We start from the raw sequence: 16,202 nt of genomic DNA, 5'->3' as shown, positions 1-16,202 counted from the left end.
CTATTCCGCGGCTGCTCGACGCACGATCCGCGCCCGCGCCTCGTCCATCCATTCGTCGAGGCGGGCGATCTGTGCCGCGTCGAGACGCAAGCCCAGCTTCGAGCGGCGCCAGACGACGTCCTCCGCGTTGTGCGCCCATTCCCGCAACATCAGCCACTCGACCTCGCGCGCTGTCAACGTTGCGCCGAAATCCTCACCCAGATCCGCCGCTTCATGCGCCCCGTCGAGTATCTCCCACGCCTCGGTTCCGTAGGCGCGGATCATCCGGCGGCAGGCATAATCGCCCAGGAACGGATGTTCGGCCTTCAGTCGCCGGGTCAGGTCGTCGACCGCGGTCACGTCGAAATCCCCGCCCGGCAGGGGCGCCCCCGCCGTCCATGATCCGTTCCGCACCTCGAGATGCGCGCCGATCCGCTCCAGCGCGCTTTCGGCCAGACGGCGGTAAGTCGTGATCTTGCCGCCGAACACGTTGAGGAGGGGCGCGCCGCCCTCCGCATCGACCCGCAGCGTGTAGTCCCGCGTGGCCGCCGAGGCGGATTGCGCGCCGTCGTCGTAGAGCGGCCGCACCCCCGAATAGGACCACACCACGTCCGCCTCGGTCACGTCCCGCTTGAGGTAAGCGTTCACGAAGTCGAGCATGTAGCGCCGCTCCTCGGGGGTGCAGACCGGCTTCGCATCGGGATCCGCGTGCTCCTGATCGGTGGTGCCGATCAGGGTGAAGTCCTCCTCGTAGGGGATCGCGAACATGATGCGTCCGTCGGTCCCCTGGAAAAAGTAGCACTTGTCGTGATCGAACAGCCGCCGCGTGACGATGTGGGAGCCGCGCACGAGGCGCACGCCCTCGCGGCTGTTCGAGCGGACTTTGCTGCGGATGATGTCGCCGACCCACGGCCCGCCCGCATTCACCAGCATTCGGGCCCGAACGTCCCGCACTTCGCCGTTGTCCCGATCCGCAAGCGTGACGACCCAGAGGTCACCGTCGCGCCGCGCCGCCGTGACCTTCGTCCGCGTGAGGATCGTCGCGCCCCGCGCTTCGGCGTCGCGCGCGTTCAGCACGACCAGACGGGAATCCTCGATCCAGCAATCGCTGTACTCGTAGGCGGTTTCGAACCGATCCTCGAGCGGCGCCCCTTCGGGCGTGCCCCGCAGGCGGATCGTCTCCGTCCCGGGCAGGATCTTCCGCCCACCGAGGTTGTCGTAAAGGAACAGGCCAAGCCGGATGATCCAGGCCGGACGTCGCCCCTTCGTCCAGGGCATGACGACGTTGAGGATGCGCGAGGTCGGCGTTTCCCCCTCGAACCGCATATCTTTGTGATAGGGCAGCACGAAGCGCATGGGCCAGGAGATGTGCGGCATCGCGCGCAGCAGCGTCTCCCTTTCGATCAGCGCCTCCCGCACCAGTCGCACCTCGAAGTATTCGAGGTAGCGCAGCCCCCCGTGAAACAGCTTGGTCGAGGCCGAAGAGGTGGCCGAGGCGAGATCGTTCATCTCCGCCAGCGTGACCGTCAGTCCCCGGCCGGCCGCATCGCGCGCGATGCCGCAGCCGTTGATGCCGCCGCCGACGATGACGAGATCCTGAATGTCCCCGCTATCGAACACACGGCCCTCCCCGCCTGATGCTCACACCGCCGTGATAGCGCCGGCCGAACAAAAACGAAAGCATTTTGTGCGCGTTTTTGCTCCCTTTCTTCGGGCAAGAGGCCCCGTCCCATCCAGGGCCCGGTACGACGGAATATTCCGATCCGAGCACGCGCGCATGATACCGACCGTCTGCGCCCGATTGACAGAAGCGCGTCGATCCGCACATTTTCGCGCAGGGAGGCCACCCATGTCGCTATCGTTTCGCCAGCCCGAGATCGTGGAGATCGCCCGACGCGACAGGATGGTCACGGTCGAGGGCCTCGCGACGCATTTCGGGGTCGCGTTGCAGACGATCCGGCGCGACCTCTCCGAGCTTGCCGAGGCGGGGAAACTCGAGCGCGTTCATGGTGGCGCCGTCCTGCCCTCTCGGGTGATCAACATCGGCTACGAAGACCGCCGCGAGTTGAATCCGGAGGCGAAGGCCGCGATCGCCCGGGCCTGCGCAGCGGAGATCCCGAACGACTGCTCCATCTTCCTCAATATCGGCACCAGTACCGAGACGGTCGCGACCGAGCTGCTCGATCACAAGAACCTTCTTGTGGTGACGAACAATATGAACGTGGCCAACATCCTCGGTCAGAACGCCGAATTCCGGGTGATCGTGACGGGCGGCGTGCTGCGACGCTCGGATGGCGGGCTGGTGGGGGACGTGGCGATCTCCACCATCCGGCAGTTCAAGGTCGATATCGGCGTGATCGGCTGCTCCGCGCTCGATATCGATGGGGACATCCTCGACTACGACCTCCAGGAGGTCGGCGTGAGTCAGGCGATCCTCCAGCAGTCGCGCCGCCGGTTCCTCGTGGCCGACCATTCCAAGTTCCAGCGCTCCGCGCCCGCCCGGATCGCGGGGCTCGCGGAGATCGACACCTTCTTCACCGACCGCCCCCCGCCCGACGATCTCGAAGCGCGCTGCCGCGACTGGCATACCCGCGTGGCCATCGGCGCGAAGACGGATGAGTCGGATGCCCCCGAAGCCTTGGCCAACCCCGCCTGAAACGATCACTCCGAGGTCGCTGTGCCCGCCATCTCGTGGCGGAGCAGGCGTGACGTTCCGGGCGAGGCATTCCGGGGCCGTTCCTCGTTGACCCCGGCCGTGCCTCCGGTCAGACGGTCGACAACGCAGGAGGACTGGACCATGACCGCGCAGAACACGCCCGACATCATCTTCACCAAAGTCGACGAGGCGCCGCAGATCGCGTCCGCCTCGCTCCTGCCGATCATCCAGTCCTTCGCCGCCTCCGCCGGCATCTCGGTCGGCACGCGCGACATCTCGCTCGCGGGTCGCATCCTCGCCGCGTTCCCCGAAACGCTGGGCGACGAGCGGCAATCGGATGACCTCGCCGCCTTGGGCGAACTCGTGAAGACGCCGGACGCGAACGTCATCAAGCTCCCGAACATCTCCGCCTCCGTGCCGCAGCTCAACGCCGCGATCCGCGAGCTGCAGGCGCAGGGTTACGACCTTCCTGACTATCCGAGCGATCCGCAGACCGACACGGAGCGCGACGCCCGCGCCCGCTACGACGCGATCAAGGGGTCGGCCGTGAACCCCGTCCTGCGGGAAGGCAACTCCGACCGCCGCGCCGCGGTGGCCGTGAAGCGCTACGCGATGGCGAACCCCCATTCGATGGGCGAATGGTCGGCCGACAGCCGTACCCGCGTCGCGACCATGGCGGAGGGCGATTTTCGCGCGAACGAAAGCTCGGTCGTCGTTTCCGCCGCGCAAGCCGGCGCCGCGCGGATCGAACTGGAGACGGCGGACGGCACGCAGGTCATGAAGGAGGGCGTGTCCTTCCCGGAAGGCACCGTGGTCGACGCGACCTTCATGTCGGTCCGCGCCCTCGACCGATTCCTCGCGGAACAGATCGCGGCGACGAAGGAGGAGGGAACGCTCTTCTCGCTCCACCTCAAGGCCACGATGATGAAGGTCTCCGACCCGATCATCTTCGGGCATGCCGTGCGCGAATACCTCCGGCCCGTCTTCGAGACACACGGACCCGCGCTCGGGGCGGCGGGCGTCGATCCCAATTCCGGCCTGGGCGCGCTCTACGAGCGGGTGGACGGCATGGAGAACGGCGGCGCGATCCGCTCGGAGATCGACGCCGTTCTGGCCGACCGGCCACCGCTCTACATGGTGGATTCCGACCGCGGGATCACCAACCTCCATGTCCCGTCCGACGTTATCATCGACGCCTCCATGCCCGCGCTGATCCGTGCTGGCGGCAAGGGCTGGGGTCCGGACGGCGCGCCGGCCGACACGAATTGCGTGATCCCAGACAGCTCCTACGCGGCGATCTACCGGGAGGCGATCGACTACTTCAAGGAAACCGGCGTGCTCGATCCCGCCACGGCCGGAACGGTGCAGAACGTCGGCCTGATGGCGCAGAAGGCCGAGGAATACGGCTCCCACCCCACGACGTTCGAGGTGCCCGCGGACGGCACGATGCGCGTGGTCGCCGCCAATGGCGACGTGCTGCACGAGCACCGCGTCGAGGCGGGCGACATCTGGCGGTCGGCCAGCACCAGGAAGGCCCCGATCGAGGATTGGGTGAAGCTCGCCATCGAGCGGCAGGCGGCCGAAGGATGCGAGGCGGTCTTCTGGCTCGACGAGACGCGGGCCCACGACGCGCAGCTCATCGCGCTGGTGAAGCCTCTTCTCGAAGCGGCCGGCGTGTCCGACAGGTTCCGCATCATGGCCCCCGGCCCCGCGACGCGCGTCGCGCTCGAAACGATCCGCGCGGGCAAGAACCACATCGCGGTGAGCGGCAACGTGCTGCGCGACTACCTCACCGACCTGTTTCCGATCCTGGAGCTCGGCACCTCGGCCAAGATGCTTTCGGTCGTGAAGCTGATGAACGGCGGCGGCCTTTTCGAAACGGGGGCCGGCGGCTCCGCGCCGAAGCACGTCCAGCAGCTTCTGGAGCAGAACCACCTCCGGTGGGACTCCCTGGGCGAGTTCTGCGCCTTGGGCGAGAGTCTGCGGCTTCTGGCGGAGACGACGGGCAATGCCAGGGCGCGCGTCCTGGGCAACGCGGTCGACGTGGCGACGCAGAGCGTTCTCGACCACGACCGCTCGCCGGGCCGCAAGGTCGGGCAGCCGGACAACCGCGACAGCCACTATTACTTCGCGCGCTACTGGGCCGAAGCGCTCGCGGCGCAGGAGGACGACGCGAAGCTCGCGCGTGCCTTCGCCCCGGTCGCGGAAACGCTCGCCCGGAAGGAAGAAACCATCCTGTCGGAGCTGCGCGCAGACCGCGGGCAGGCCGTGGACCTTGGCGGCTACTTTCACATGGACGCCGGCAAGGCCGCGGCGGTGATGCGTCCGTCGCAGACCTTCAACGAGGTGATCGCGCAGATCGCCGTGGCCTGACACGCGGGACACCACCTCGGGACCCGTCGCCGACGGGTCCCAAGGTGGTGTCGCCCACGGATGAACCGCGCGGCGAGGTCGAGGCGGCGCGCGACGTCCTGGAGCAGGATCGACAGGCGCGCGGGTTCGTCGGGCCCTCGAACAATGTCCCAGACGACTCCCATGTGCGGACAGCGACCAGCGTGGGAATTGCTCCGCAACGCTTCGAATTCTCATAGGCCGGTCGTCGGCCGACCCGCCTTCGCGGTCCGCCGCCGAGGGAGTGAAGGTTCGAGAACGGTCGGCGTTTCGGCATCCGTCGGCTTCGACCGCTCGACGAGGATTGCTCCCGGCAGGTGCGCAATGATCCGGGACAGCCGCGCGTGATACAGGACGCAAGGAGCGGCGAGACTCGATCAGGCATGAAGACCGCAGGTAATGATCGAGGGCATGCCAGTTCAAATGATCGCGCATGGGCGAACGCACCGCAAATCCGGCAACCTTCATCAAGGAAGTCCCAAGACGGAGTCTAACGATTCATTCAGACGATGCCCCCGCCGGCCCCGCTCGCCGAGGGACGTATCTCCGCGACCCGGGCGCGGTAGCCCGACCGGCGGTAGGCCGCGAGTGGATCGATCGCCGCGCCGGCCTCCAGCCGCGCCATGGCGAGGATCGGCGACACATCGGTGCGGAAGGCGCGCTTCAGCGTTTCCGACGCCATGATCGCGTCGTTCGCCTCCTGATGATCCGCCAGTGCGGCCCGGTCCACGAGGAGCGCCTGCGCATAGGCGCGCTGCACCTCCATGGCGGAGCTCATCAGGCTCTCGATCGGGTCGGTCACGTTGTGGCTCTGGTCGAGCATGTGCGCCGGGTCGAAGCCCGGCATGTCCGCCGCATCGATGAGTTCGTTGAAGACGAGAAACAGCCGGTAGGGGTCGATGGCACCGGTATCGAGGTCGTCGTCGCCGTACTTGGAATCGTTGAAGTGGAACCCACCCAGCTTGCCGTAGCGGATCAGCCGGGACACGATCATCTCGATGTTCACGTTCGGGGCATGGTGGCCCAGATCGACGAGGCAGAACGCCCGTTCGCCCAGCTCCTGCGCGATCAGGTAGTTGGTTCCCCAATCCTGTACGATCGTCGAATAGAAGGCCGGCTCGTACATCTTGTGCTCGGTGAAGAGCCGCCAGTCCGCGGGGAGGCCCGCGTAGATCTCCCGCGCGCTGCCTAGGTAGCGGTCGAGCTGCCGCGCGAAATGCGCCTGCCCCGGAAAGTTGGAGCCATCGCCCACCCAGATCGTCAGGGCCTTCGAGCCGATGGCGTCTCCGATCTCGATGCAGCGCAGGTTGTGCTCCACCGCCTGCGCCCGCGTGCCGGCGTCGGTGTGGCTGAGCGAGCCGAACTTGTAGCTGCGGGCTTGGCCCGCCTGGTCCTGAAAGGTGTTCGAGTTCATTGCATCGAAGCCGAGGCCCACCTCTTCGGCCTTGGCGCGCAGGTCGGCCGGCTCCGCCGCGTCCCACGGGATATGCAGCGAGACCCGGGGCGTCGCGTTGGTCAGACGATGGACCACGCCGCAATCGTCGAGCTTGTCGAAGATCGTTGCTGGCTCCCCCGCGCCGGGGAAGCGGGCGAAGCGCGTGCCGCCGGTGCCAACGCCCCAGGACGGGATCGCGACGCCGCAGGCCGCGACCTTGTCGCGGATGGCGGCGATGTCGACGCCCCGCCGATCGAGCGTCTCCCCGAGCGCGTCGTATTCGGCGCGGAGCGATCCCTCGCCGTCCGCGTTGGCGGCGGCGATCGTGTTGTTGTCGATCATGTCGTCCCTCCCCGTGCCCCGGTGCTTGGCCGAAGGCGTGTCGTCAGCGCGTGAACGCCTGCACGTTGCCGGCATCGACATTCACGATGTTGCCCGTCGATTTCGCGCTGTGGTCCGAAGCGAAGAAGTAGCAGGCCGCCGCGATGTCCTCGGGCAGGACCGACCGCTTCAGAAGGCTGCGCTCGCGGTACATCTCCTCCAGCCCTTCCTTGTCGGTGCCGTAGGTCGAGGCGCGCTGGTCAAGCCATTCGCCCGACCAGATCTTGGAGCCCTTCAGCACCGCGTCGGGGTTCACCACGTTGACGCGGATGCCCTCCGGCGCCCCTTCGAGCGCGAGGCAGCGAGCGAGGTGGATCTCCGACGCCTTGGCGGTGCAATAGGCCGAGGCACCGGGCGAGGCGGCAAGCCCGTTCTTCGATGCCACGAAGACGATGGACCCACCGATTCCCTGTCGCTTGAGCATCCGGAACGCCTCGCGGGAGACCAGGAAGTAACCCGTGGACAGGATCGACATGTTCCGGTCCCAGAGCTCCAGCGTCGTGTCCTCGACCTTGGCCGAAGAGGCGATGCCGGCATTGGAGACGACGATATCCACGCCTCCGAACTCTACCGCCATCGCCACATAGGCCTCCGCCACCGCCGCCTCGGAAGTGACGTCCATCACCACGGAGCGGACAACATCCCCGGAATAGCGCGCCGCAAGATTCGCCTCCGCCGCGGCGAGCGCGTCCGCGTCGATATCCGCCAGCACGACGCAGGCGCCTTCGGAAAGGTACTTCTCCGCCGTGGCCGAGCCGATGCCACCGGCCCCGCCGGTGACGATCGCGACCCGGCCGGCCAGCGATTTCGGCGCGGGCATCCTCTGAAGCTTCGCCTCCTCGAGACGCCAGTACTCGATGTCGAACGCCTCCTGCTCTGGGAGGCCCCGATAGGCGCCTACCGCGTCGGAATTGCGCATCACGTTGATGGCGTTCACGTAGAACTCACCCGAGATCCGCGCCGTCGCCTTGTCCTTGGCGAAGGTGATCATGCCGACACCCGGCACGAGATAGACCACCGCGTTCGGGTCGCGCATGGCCGGACTGTCGTCGTGACGGCAACGCTCGTAATATGCGGAATAGTCCGCGCGGTAGGCCTCCACCATGCCGCGCAGGCCATCGAGCGTGCCGTCCACATCCGGGTCCGCCGGATCGAAATCAACGACGAGCGGGCGGATCTTGGTACGCAGGAAATGGTCCGGGCAGGACGTGCCGAGTCCGGCCAGGCGTTCCATGTCGCGGCCACCGACGAACTCGAGTACCGCGTCCCCGTCGTCGAAATGCCCGACCTTGTGGCTTCCGCCCGAGATCATGCCGCGGATCGCCGGCATCAGCGCGGCCGCGACGCGGCGACGCTCACCCTCGGGCAGCGCAGCTCGGATCTCGCCGCCGAAGGCGGGGCCGTCCGCCGTTCGCCCCTCGAACCACGCGATCGCGCGGTTGACGATGCGGAGCGTCAGCTCGTAGCACTCCCGCGCGTCGTCGGCCCATGTGAACAGGCCGTGGCTTTCCAACACGACACCCTTCGCCCTGGGGTTCCGGCGGCAGAAAGCCTCGAGCCAGAGGCCGAGCTCGTAGCCCGGCCGCTTCCAGGGCAGCCAGCCGATCTGGTCGCCGTAGATCTCCTTCGTCAGCGCCTCGGAATTCTCGGAGGCCGCGATGGCGATCACCGCGTCGGGGTGGACGTGGTCCACGTGCCTGTGCGGCACGTAGGCGTGGAGCGGCGTGTCGATGGAGGCGGCGCGCGTGTTCAGGTTGAACGTGCAATGCGGCAGGTAGCCGACCATCTCGTCCTCGAATTCGACGCCGCGGTAGAGGTCCTTCAGCGCTTCGAGCTTCGACATGTAGAGCGTGGCAAAGCCGTCCAGCGTGATCGAGCCGATATCGCCACCCGATCCCTTTACCCAGAGCACCTCGACCGCCGCGCCGGTCAGCGGGTCGGTTTCCGTGACCTTGGCTGACGTATTGCCGCCGCCATAATTCGTGACCCGCTTGTCGGAGCCGAGGAGGTTCGAGCGGTACAGAAGCAATTCCGGCTCGCTCATGCCCGAAGCCGTCGCGTCGTCCCAGATATCGGCGATCCGGCCGTCGCCTGCATTTCCCGGCATCGTGCTCTCCCCGCCTCGATTTTCGCGCAAACTCGTCGGGGTTCGCGGCTCTGTCAATCTTTTTCGATCACCTTCGATCATTCTGCGCCGCAGAAATGCGGCCTGATGACAGATATTGATTGACAGTGAGCTGATTGAGCTGAAATCTCGACCCCATCGGGGAGGTCGTCAATGATCGAAAGCGAACGTCACAGGGCGATCCTGTCCGCGGTGCAGGCGAGACCCGTCGCGACCGTGGCCGAGCTCGTCGAGTTGACCCAGGCGTCGGAGGCCACGGTGCGCCGCGACATCGCCACGCTCCACATGCAGAAGAAGGTCCGCCGCGTGCGGGGCGGCGTGGAATCGCTCGCGCCGCCGCAATTCGTGGGCCTTTCGGGGCGTCCCTTCGAGATGAACGCCACCCGGCAGATCGCCGAGAAGCGGGCCATCGCGCAGGCGGCGGTGGAGCTCTGCGCCGACGGGGACGCGATCATCATCAACGGCGGGACGACGACGTTCCAGATGGTCCATCCGCTCGCCAACCGGCGTTGCCTCGTCTTCACCAACTCCTTTCCGATCGCCGAGCACCTGCTCAAGCAGTCGAAGAACACCGTGATGCTCGCCGGGGGCACGATCTACCGGGAGCAGAACATCGTGCTTTCGCCCTTCGAGAACGACGTGACGAAGAATTTCGCGGCGCGCCGCATGTTTCTCGGCGCGCAGGGCGTCTCGCGGCTCGGCGTGATGGAGCAGGACCCGCTCATCATCCAGGCCGAGACCAAGCTCATCGGACAGGCCGACGAGGTCGTGCTCATGGTCGACTCGACCAAGTTCCGGAACCGGTCGAGCCTGATCCTGTGCCCGCTCGACCGCATCGGCACGCTGATCACCGACGACCGCATCACCGACGCCGACGCCGCGATGGTGGAGGCGGCCGGCCCGCGCCTCGTCGTGGCGAGCCCCCGGCGCGGACGCGCAGAGATACCGGCCGCCGGCTGACGAACACCGCTCATTCAGGGAGGAAACGACATGAGCATCACCAGACGGATCGCCATCGCCACGGGCCTCGCGGCCGGGCTCTGGTCCACGACCGCGCTGGCGCAGGACGACATGCGCATCGCGCTCGTCGCCAAGTCGCTCGGCAACGGCTTCTTCGAGGCCGCCGCGCGCGGCGCCGAGGAGGCCGCCGAGGAACTGGGCGGCGTCGAGATCATCTATACCGGCCCCACCTCCACCACGGCGGAGGGCCAGATCGAGGTCATCAACAGCCTGATCGCGCAGCGGGTCGACGCCATCGCCATCTCCGCCAACGACCCCGACGCGGTTGTGCCGGCGCTGCAGAAGGCGATGCAGCGGGGAATCACCGTCATCTCCTGGGATTCGGGCGTGGCACCCGAGGGCCGCGAGATGCACCTTGCCCCGTCCTCCGACGAGCTGATCGGACAGACCATCATCAAGCTCGCCGCCGATCAGCTGCCCGAGGGCGGACAGGTCGCGGTGCTCTCGGCCACCTCCACATCGACCAACCAGAACGTCTGGATCGAGGAGATGGAAAAGGTGATGGGCGAGTATCCCGACATCGAGGTGGTGGCGACGGTCTACGGCGACGACCTCGCCGACAAGTCCTACCGGGAAACGCAGGGCCTGCTGCAATCCTACCCGGATCTCGACGCGATCATCGCGCCGACCTCCGTGGGCATCGTCGCCGCCGCGCAGGCAGTGCAGGACGCGGGCAAGGTGGGCGAGGTGAACGTCACCGGTCTCGGCCTTCCCTCGGAAATGGCGGGCGCCATCGAGTCGGGCGCGTCGAAATCCTTCGCGATCTGGAACCCGGTCGATCTGGGCTACGCGACCGCGATGATCGCGCACGCGCTCGCCAGCGACGAGGCGACGGCGGAGCCCGGCGCAGAGATCTCGATGGGCCGGATAGGCACTGCCACGCTCGACGAGGACAACCAGGCCGCGATGAGCGAACCCTTCACCTACGACGCGTCGAACATCGACGAGTTCAAGAGCGTCTTCTGAGACGGCCTGCGGGTCCGGCCGAAAGGCCGGGTCCGTCCGACGGATGGGGGCGCCCGGTATGAAGGATACAGAGACCGACGCCGATCCCGTGCTGCGGCTCGACGGGATATGCAAGACGTTTCCGGGCGTGGTCGCGCTCGCCGATGTGGAGCTCGCGCTATATCCCGGTCAGGTCACGGCGCTGGTGGGCGAGAACGGTGCCGGCAAGTCCACGCTCGTCAAGGTGCTGACCGGCATCCATCAGCCCGACGCCGGCACGATCCGGGTCGACGGGGCGGAGACGCGGTTTCCCTCCGCCGGGGCCGCGACGAAAGCCGGGATCACCGCGATCCATCAGGAAACGGTGCTCTTCGACGAGCTGACCGTGGCGGAGAACATCTTCCTGGGCCATGCGCCGCGGGGCCGCTTCGGCCTCGTCGACTGGACGCGCATGCGGGGGGACGCCGCCGCCATCCTCGATCGCATCGGCGCCCGGATCGACCCGCGCACACCGCTCCGCGAGCTGGGCATCGCGTCGAAGCATCTCGTCGCCATCGCCCGCGCCCTGTCGGTGGACGCGCGCGTGGTGGTGATGGACGAGCCGACCGCCTCGCTGAGCCAGGCCGAAATCGAGGAGCTCTACGAGCTCGTCGGGCGCCTCAAGTCCGAGGGCAAGGCGATCCTCTTCATCAGCCACAAGTTCGACGAGGTCTTCCGCATCGCCGACCGCTACACCGTGTTCCGCGACGGCGAGATGGTTGATGCCGGCCTGATCGCCGACGTGACCGAGGATCAGCTCGTCGAGCGGATGGTCGGCCGGTCGATGGACGCGATCTTTCCCGCCCGAACGGCCACCCCTGGCGGCGAGGTTCTGCGGGTCGAGGGGATGAGCCATCCAACCGAGTTCGCCGACATCTCCTTCACCCTGCGCCGGGGCGAGATCCTTGGGTTCTACGGCCTCGTCGGCGCGGGGCGGTCCGAGTTCATGCAGGCGCTTTTCGGCGTGACCCGCCCCTCCTCGGGAACGGTGACGCTCGACGGGCGGCCGCTCGTCATCCGCTCGCCTGCCGACGCCATCGCGAGCGGCATCGTCTACGTGCCGGAGGATCGGGGGCGGCAGGGGGCGATCACCGCGATGCCGATCTTCCAGAACGTCACCCTGCCCTCGCTCGCGCAGACCTCGCGCCACGGCTTCGTGCGCATGGCCGAGGAGTTCCGCCTTGCGCGCCGTTACACCGAGCGGCTCGACCTGCGCGCCGCCGCGCTGGATCAGGAAGTGGGCACGCTGTCGGGCGGCAACCAGCAGAAGGTGGTGATCGCCAAGTGGCTCGCCACGAGGCCCGCGGTCATCATCCTCGATGAGCCGACGAAGGGGATCGACGTGGGTTCCAAGGCCGCCGTCCACGAGTTCATGGCCGAGCTCGCCGCGGAAGGCCTGTCGATCGTCATGGTCAGCTCCGAAATCCCCGAGATCCTCGGCATGTCCGACCGCGTCATCGTCCTGCGCGACGGCCGCATCGCGGCGCGTTTCGACCGCGAGGGCCTCACGCCCGAGGCGCTGGTCCGCGCGGCGGCGGGCTACGAGACAGCCGCATGATCCGGTCGTTCCTGCGCTCCCGCGAGGCGATCCTTCTCGCCGCGCTGATCGCGCTCGTCCTGCTCGTGGAAACGCGCTTCGCGGGCTTCGCCGCGCCCAGCAACCTCGCCGCGATCTTCAACGACACTTCGATCCTCGTGATCCTCGCTCTCGGTCAGATGCTGGTGATCCTGACGCGCTGCATCGACCTGTCGCTCGCCTCGAACCTCGCGCTGACGGGCATGGTCACGGCGATGCTGAACGCCGCGATGCCGGACCTGCCGATGGGGGTTCTCATCGCCGCCGCCATCGGACTCGGGCTCCTGATGGGCGCGTTCAACGGACTTCTGGTCTGGAAGCTCGAGATTCCGTCCATCGTCGTCACCCTCGGCACGCTGACGATCTACCGGGGTCTGATCTTCCTCGTCTCGGGCGGCGAGTGGGTGAACAGCCACGAGATGAGCGCGGCCTACAAGGCGCTCCCGCGCACGGAGATCCTCGGCCTGCCGCTCCTCGGCTGGACCGGGGCGGCGGTCGTCGCGGCCTTCGCCGTGGGGGTGAACCGCACCGCGCTCGGCCGGGCCTTCTACGCCGTCGGCGGCAATCCGGGCGCGGCAATCTATACGGGCATCGAGGTGGGCCGGACGCGGTTCCAGGCCTTCGTGATCGCCGGCGGGCTCGCCGGGCTCTGCGGGTATCTCTGGGTGTCGCGCTACGCGGTGGCCTACACGGATGTGGCCGGCGGGTTCGAACTCGACATCGTCGCGGCCTGCGTGATCGGCGGCATCTCCATCGCCGGGGGCCTCGGCACGGTGACGGGTGCGGTGCTGGGCGCGCTGTTCCTCGGCACGATCAAGAACGCCCTGCCCGTCGCCGGCATCTCGCCCTTCTGGCAGATGGCGATCTCGGGCGCCGCGATCATCGTCGCCGTCGCCTTCCACGCCCGCCGGCAGCCCGGCCGCGTGATCCTGAAGCCGGAGGCCGCCCGATGAGTCCGACCGCCGAGGCCCGTCGCCTGCCCGACCGCGGCACGGGGTGCGGAGCGCGCATCCTGCGGAGCTGGGAGCTGTTGCTCGCCGTGATCGCGATCCTCATCTTCATCGCCAACACGCAGGCCAGCCCGTACTTCCTCGATCCCTGGAACCTTTCGGACGCGACGTTCAACTTCACCGAGAAGGCGATGATCGCGTTCGCCATGGCGTTCCTCATCATCGCGGGGGAGATCGACCTGAGCGTCGCGGGCATCATCGCGCTCGCCTCCACCGCGATGGGCTGGGCATTGCAATTCGACGTGGGCGCGGCGGGGCTAGCGGTGATCGGCCTCGGCGTGGGCGTGGTCTGCGGGCTTTTCAACGGCGTGCTTGTCACCCGGCTGGGCCTGCCCTCCATCGTCGTCACCATCGGAACGATGAGCCTGTTCCGGGGGATCAGCTACATCGTGCTGGGGGATCAGGCGTTCAACGGCTACCCGGAGAGCTTCGTCTGGCTCGGGCGCGGCTACGTGTTCTGGGTCGTCTCGTTCGAGCTCGTACTGTTCGCGCTTCTCGCCGGCCTCTACGCGGTGGTGCTGCACGCCACCAATTTCGGCCGGCAGGTCTACGCCATCGGCAACAACCCCACGGCGGCGACCTTCTCGGGCATCCGCGTCGCGCGGGTGAAGATGATCCTCTTCGTGCTGACCGGCGCGATGTCGGGGATCGCGGCGATCTGCCTGACCGCGCGGCTCGGCTCCACCCGCCCCTCCATCGCCTTCGCCTGGGAGCTGGAGGTGGTGACGATGGTCGTGCTCGGCGGCGTGTCGATCCTGGGCGGCGCGGGTTCCATCCCGGGCGTGGTGCTGGCCGCGCTCATCATCGGGATGGCGACCTTCGGGCTCGGCCTCCTCAACGTGCCGGGGATCGTGATGTCCATCTTCACCGGCGCGCTCCTGATCGCGGTGATCGCCCTGCCGCGCCTTTACAGACTGATCCGCACCGGGAGGGCCGCATGAGCGGGAAACACGCCTTCGCGATGAAGCTCCTGCCGGGGCGGGAGGCGGAATACCGGCGCCGCCACGACGCGATCTGGCCGGAACTCGTGGAACTCCTGCGCGACGCCGGGGTCAGCGATTATTCCATCCATCTCGACCGGGAGACCTCGACCCTCTTCGCGGTGCTCTGGCGGACCGACGATCACGGCATGGACGCGCTGCCCGACCATCCGGTGATGCGGCGTTGGTGGGACCACATGGCCGACATCATGGAGACGAACCTCGACGGCTCCCCCCTCGCGCGCGATCTCGAGACGGTGTTCCACCTGCGATGAGCGATCCGCGCCGCATCGCCGTCATCGACATCGGCAAGACCAACGCGAAGCTCGCGCTGGTGGAGAGCGAGAGCCTGACCGAGATCGACGTCCGCACCCGTCCGAACACGGTCCGCCCCGGCCCGCCCTGGCCGCATTTCGACCTCGAGGGGCACTGGGATTTCCTGCTCGACGGGCTGGCGGCGATGCAATCCACCCACGGGATCGACGCGATCTCGGTGACGACCCACGGCGCCGCCGCCGTGCTTCTCGACGCGGAGGGCGGGCTCGCGGCGCCGATGCTCGACTACGAGCATGACGGGCCCGCGCGCAGCGCCGACGCCTACGACGCGATCCGCCCGCCCTTCGCGCAGACAGGCTCCCCCCGCCTGCCGAACGGGCTCAACCTCGGGGCGCAGCTGCACTGGATGCTGAGCGAGGATCCCGACCTCGCGGAGCACGTCGCGCATGTCCTGACCTACCCGCAATACTGGGGCTACCGCCTCACCGGCGCGCACGCCACGGATGTAACCTCGCTCGGCTGCCACACCGATCTGTGGAACCCGTGGGAGGGACGGTTCTCCTCGCTGCCCGCCCGGCTCGGCCTCGCAGACAGGATCGCGCCGCCGCGTCACGCCTCCGACATCCTCGGCACCGTCACGACGGAGGTCGCGGCGCGGACCGGGCTCGCCCCCGGCACCCCGGTCGCCTGCGGCATCCACGACAGCAACGCCTCGCTTTATCCGCACCTCACCGGCCGGGAGGCGCCCTTCGCGATCGTCTCGACCGGCACCTGGGTCGTCGTCATGGCGGTCGGCGGCCGCACGGTGGCGCTCGATCCGGGGCGCGACACGCTGGTCAACGTGTCCGCCCGGGGCGAGCCCGTCCCTTCCGCGCGCTTCATGGGCGGGCGGGAATACGAACGTCTGCGCGATGGCACGGCGACGGTGCCGAGTCCCGAGGACCGCGCGGCGGCTCTCTCCGGGCCTTGGTGCTTGCCGGCCGTTGAGCGGGGCACGGGTCCGTTTCCCGCGCGCGGGGGCGGCTTCACGGCGGAGCCTGCGACCGAGGGCGCGCGAATGCTCGCGATCTCGTGGTACCTCGCATTGATGACCGACACCTGCCTCGCTCTCGCGGGCGCGGAGGGGCCGGTCGTGGTCGAGGGGCCGTTCGCGCGGAATGCCGATTACCTCGACATGCTCGCCACCCTGCGCGACGAGGTGGAAGCCAACGCCTCTGCCACCGGAACCTCCGCCGGCAGCGCGCTCCTGCTCGCCCAAAGGCGCCGGATGGCGCGGGGGACGACGATCACGCCCTCGAACGCGCCCGCGCTTCGGGCCTACGCGGACGAATGGCGAGCCCGGGTGGCGTCCTGAGGGGACGGAGCGGCAATCTGGACGATCGAAGGCAT

General features: G+C 67.9%; 12 protein-coding genes. 9 read left to right on the top strand and 3 right to left on the bottom strand.

Annotated elements, in window-relative coordinates; genetic code table 11:
• On the bottom strand, window positions 1-1,599 hold the full coding sequence (gene glpD, locus Q1B08_RS04840; protein ID WP_299815585.1) for a glycerol-3-phosphate dehydrogenase: 1,599 nt from the start codon (window positions 1,597-1,599) through the stop codon (window positions 1-3).
• 229 nt (window positions 1,600-1,828) lie between these two features.
• Here glpD and Q1B08_RS04835 point away from each other — a divergent pair, with 229 nt between their 5' ends.
• Complete coding sequence (locus Q1B08_RS04835; protein ID WP_299815582.1) at window positions 1,829-2,635, top strand: DeoR/GlpR family DNA-binding transcription regulator; 807 nt, start codon at window positions 1,829-1,831, stop codon at window positions 2,633-2,635.
• 141 nt (window positions 2,636-2,776) lie between these two features.
• Complete coding sequence (locus Q1B08_RS04830; protein ID WP_299815578.1) at window positions 2,777-5,008, top strand: NADP-dependent isocitrate dehydrogenase; 2,232 nt, start codon at window positions 2,777-2,779, stop codon at window positions 5,006-5,008.
• A 520-nt stretch (window positions 5,009-5,528) separates the two neighbouring features.
• Here Q1B08_RS04830 and rhaI read toward each other — a convergent pair.
• Both rhaI and Q1B08_RS04820 read right to left on the bottom strand, forming a co-directional pair.
• On the bottom strand, window positions 5,529-6,803 hold the full coding sequence (rhaI, locus tag Q1B08_RS04825) for an L-rhamnose catabolism isomerase (protein ID WP_299815575.1): 1,275 nt from the start codon (window positions 6,801-6,803) through the stop codon (window positions 5,529-5,531).
• 43 nt (window positions 6,804-6,846) lie between these two features.
• On the bottom strand, window positions 6,847-8,949 hold the full coding sequence (locus tag Q1B08_RS04820) for a bifunctional rhamnulose-1-phosphate aldolase/short-chain dehydrogenase (protein WP_299815572.1): 2,103 nt from the start codon (window positions 8,947-8,949) through the stop codon (window positions 6,847-6,849).
• Between the two features lie 171 nt (window positions 8,950-9,120).
• Between Q1B08_RS04820 and Q1B08_RS04815 the strand changes: the two genes are divergently transcribed.
• Genes Q1B08_RS04815 through Q1B08_RS04785 form a run of 7 tightly spaced genes read left to right on the top strand, consistent with a single transcriptional unit; the run spans window position 9,121 to window position 16,167 of the window.
• Complete coding sequence (locus Q1B08_RS04815; protein WP_299815569.1) at window positions 9,121-9,927, top strand: DeoR/GlpR family DNA-binding transcription regulator; 807 nt, start codon at window positions 9,121-9,123, stop codon at window positions 9,925-9,927.
• Window positions 9,928-9,957: 30 nt separating this feature from the next.
• Window positions 9,958-10,953: a rhamnose ABC transporter substrate-binding protein gene (gene rhaS, locus Q1B08_RS04810; protein WP_299815566.1), complete on the top strand. Its 996-nt coding sequence runs from the start codon at window positions 9,958-9,960 to the stop codon at window positions 10,951-10,953.
• A 58-nt stretch (window positions 10,954-11,011) separates the two neighbouring features.
• Window positions 11,012-12,529 carry a sugar ABC transporter ATP-binding protein gene (locus tag Q1B08_RS04805; RefSeq protein ID WP_299815563.1) on the top strand — a complete coding sequence of 506 codons (1,518 nt, stop codon included), beginning with the start codon at window positions 11,012-11,014 and terminating at the stop codon, window positions 12,527-12,529.
• Window positions 12,526-13,500: an ABC transporter permease gene (locus Q1B08_RS04800; protein ID WP_299815560.1), complete on the top strand. Its 975-nt coding sequence runs from the start codon at window positions 12,526-12,528 to the stop codon at window positions 13,498-13,500. Before Q1B08_RS04805 ends, Q1B08_RS04800 begins: the two co-directional genes overlap by 4 nt.
• Window positions 13,497-14,498 carry an ABC transporter permease gene (locus tag Q1B08_RS04795; protein ID WP_299815558.1) on the top strand — a complete coding sequence of 334 codons (1,002 nt, stop codon included), beginning with the start codon at window positions 13,497-13,499 and terminating at the stop codon, window positions 14,496-14,498. The genes Q1B08_RS04800 and Q1B08_RS04795 overlap by 4 nt, the downstream gene beginning before the upstream one ends.
• Window positions 14,495-14,812 (top strand): L-rhamnose mutarotase, encoded by a 318-nt coding sequence (rhaM, locus tag Q1B08_RS04790; protein WP_299815555.1) that lies wholly within the window; start codon window positions 14,495-14,497, stop codon window positions 14,810-14,812. Before Q1B08_RS04795 ends, rhaM begins: the two co-directional genes overlap by 4 nt.
• Window positions 14,809-16,167 (top strand): FGGY-family carbohydrate kinase, encoded by a 1,359-nt coding sequence (locus tag Q1B08_RS04785; RefSeq protein ID WP_299815552.1) that lies wholly within the window; start codon window positions 14,809-14,811, stop codon window positions 16,165-16,167. Before rhaM ends, Q1B08_RS04785 begins: the two co-directional genes overlap by 4 nt.
• The last annotated feature ends 35 nt before the right edge of the window (window positions 16,168-16,202 follow it).

The organism is uncultured Jannaschia sp., assembly GCF_947494025.1.
In the GTDB taxonomy this organism is placed as follows: domain Bacteria; phylum Pseudomonadota; class Alphaproteobacteria; order Rhodobacterales; family Rhodobacteraceae; genus Jannaschia.
This window is presented reverse-complemented; position numbering and strand designations above follow the sequence as displayed.

Bases quoted from the DNA above. Each gene is read 5' to 3' on its own strand.
- Q1B08_RS04800 (WP_299815560.1), top strand. From the start codon at position 12,526: ATGATCCGGTCGTTCCTGCGCTCCCGCGAGGCGATCCTTCTCGCCGCG.
- rhaI (WP_299815575.1), bottom strand. From the start codon at position 6,803: ATGATCGACAACAACACGATCGCCGCCGCCAACGCGGACGGCGAGGGA.
- Q1B08_RS04830 (WP_299815578.1), top strand. From the start codon at position 2,777: ATGACCGCGCAGAACACGCCCGACATCATCTTCACCAAAGTCGACGAG.
- Q1B08_RS04785 (WP_299815552.1), top strand. From the start codon at position 14,809: ATGAGCGATCCGCGCCGCATCGCCGTCATCGACATCGGCAAGACCAAC.
- rhaM (WP_299815555.1), top strand. From the start codon at position 14,495: ATGAGCGGGAAACACGCCTTCGCGATGAAGCTCCTGCCGGGGCGGGAG.
- Q1B08_RS04815 (WP_299815569.1), top strand. From the start codon at position 9,121: ATGATCGAAAGCGAACGTCACAGGGCGATCCTGTCCGCGGTGCAGGCG.
- Q1B08_RS04795 (WP_299815558.1), top strand. From the start codon at position 13,497: ATGAGTCCGACCGCCGAGGCCCGTCGCCTGCCCGACCGCGGCACGGGG.
- Q1B08_RS04835 (WP_299815582.1), top strand. From the start codon at position 1,829: ATGTCGCTATCGTTTCGCCAGCCCGAGATCGTGGAGATCGCCCGACGC.
- Q1B08_RS04805 (WP_299815563.1), top strand. From the start codon at position 11,012: ATGAAGGATACAGAGACCGACGCCGATCCCGTGCTGCGGCTCGACGGG.
- rhaS (WP_299815566.1), top strand. From the start codon at position 9,958: ATGAGCATCACCAGACGGATCGCCATCGCCACGGGCCTCGCGGCCGGG.
- Q1B08_RS04820 (WP_299815572.1), bottom strand. From the start codon at position 8,949: ATGCCGGGAAATGCAGGCGACGGCCGGATCGCCGATATCTGGGACGAC.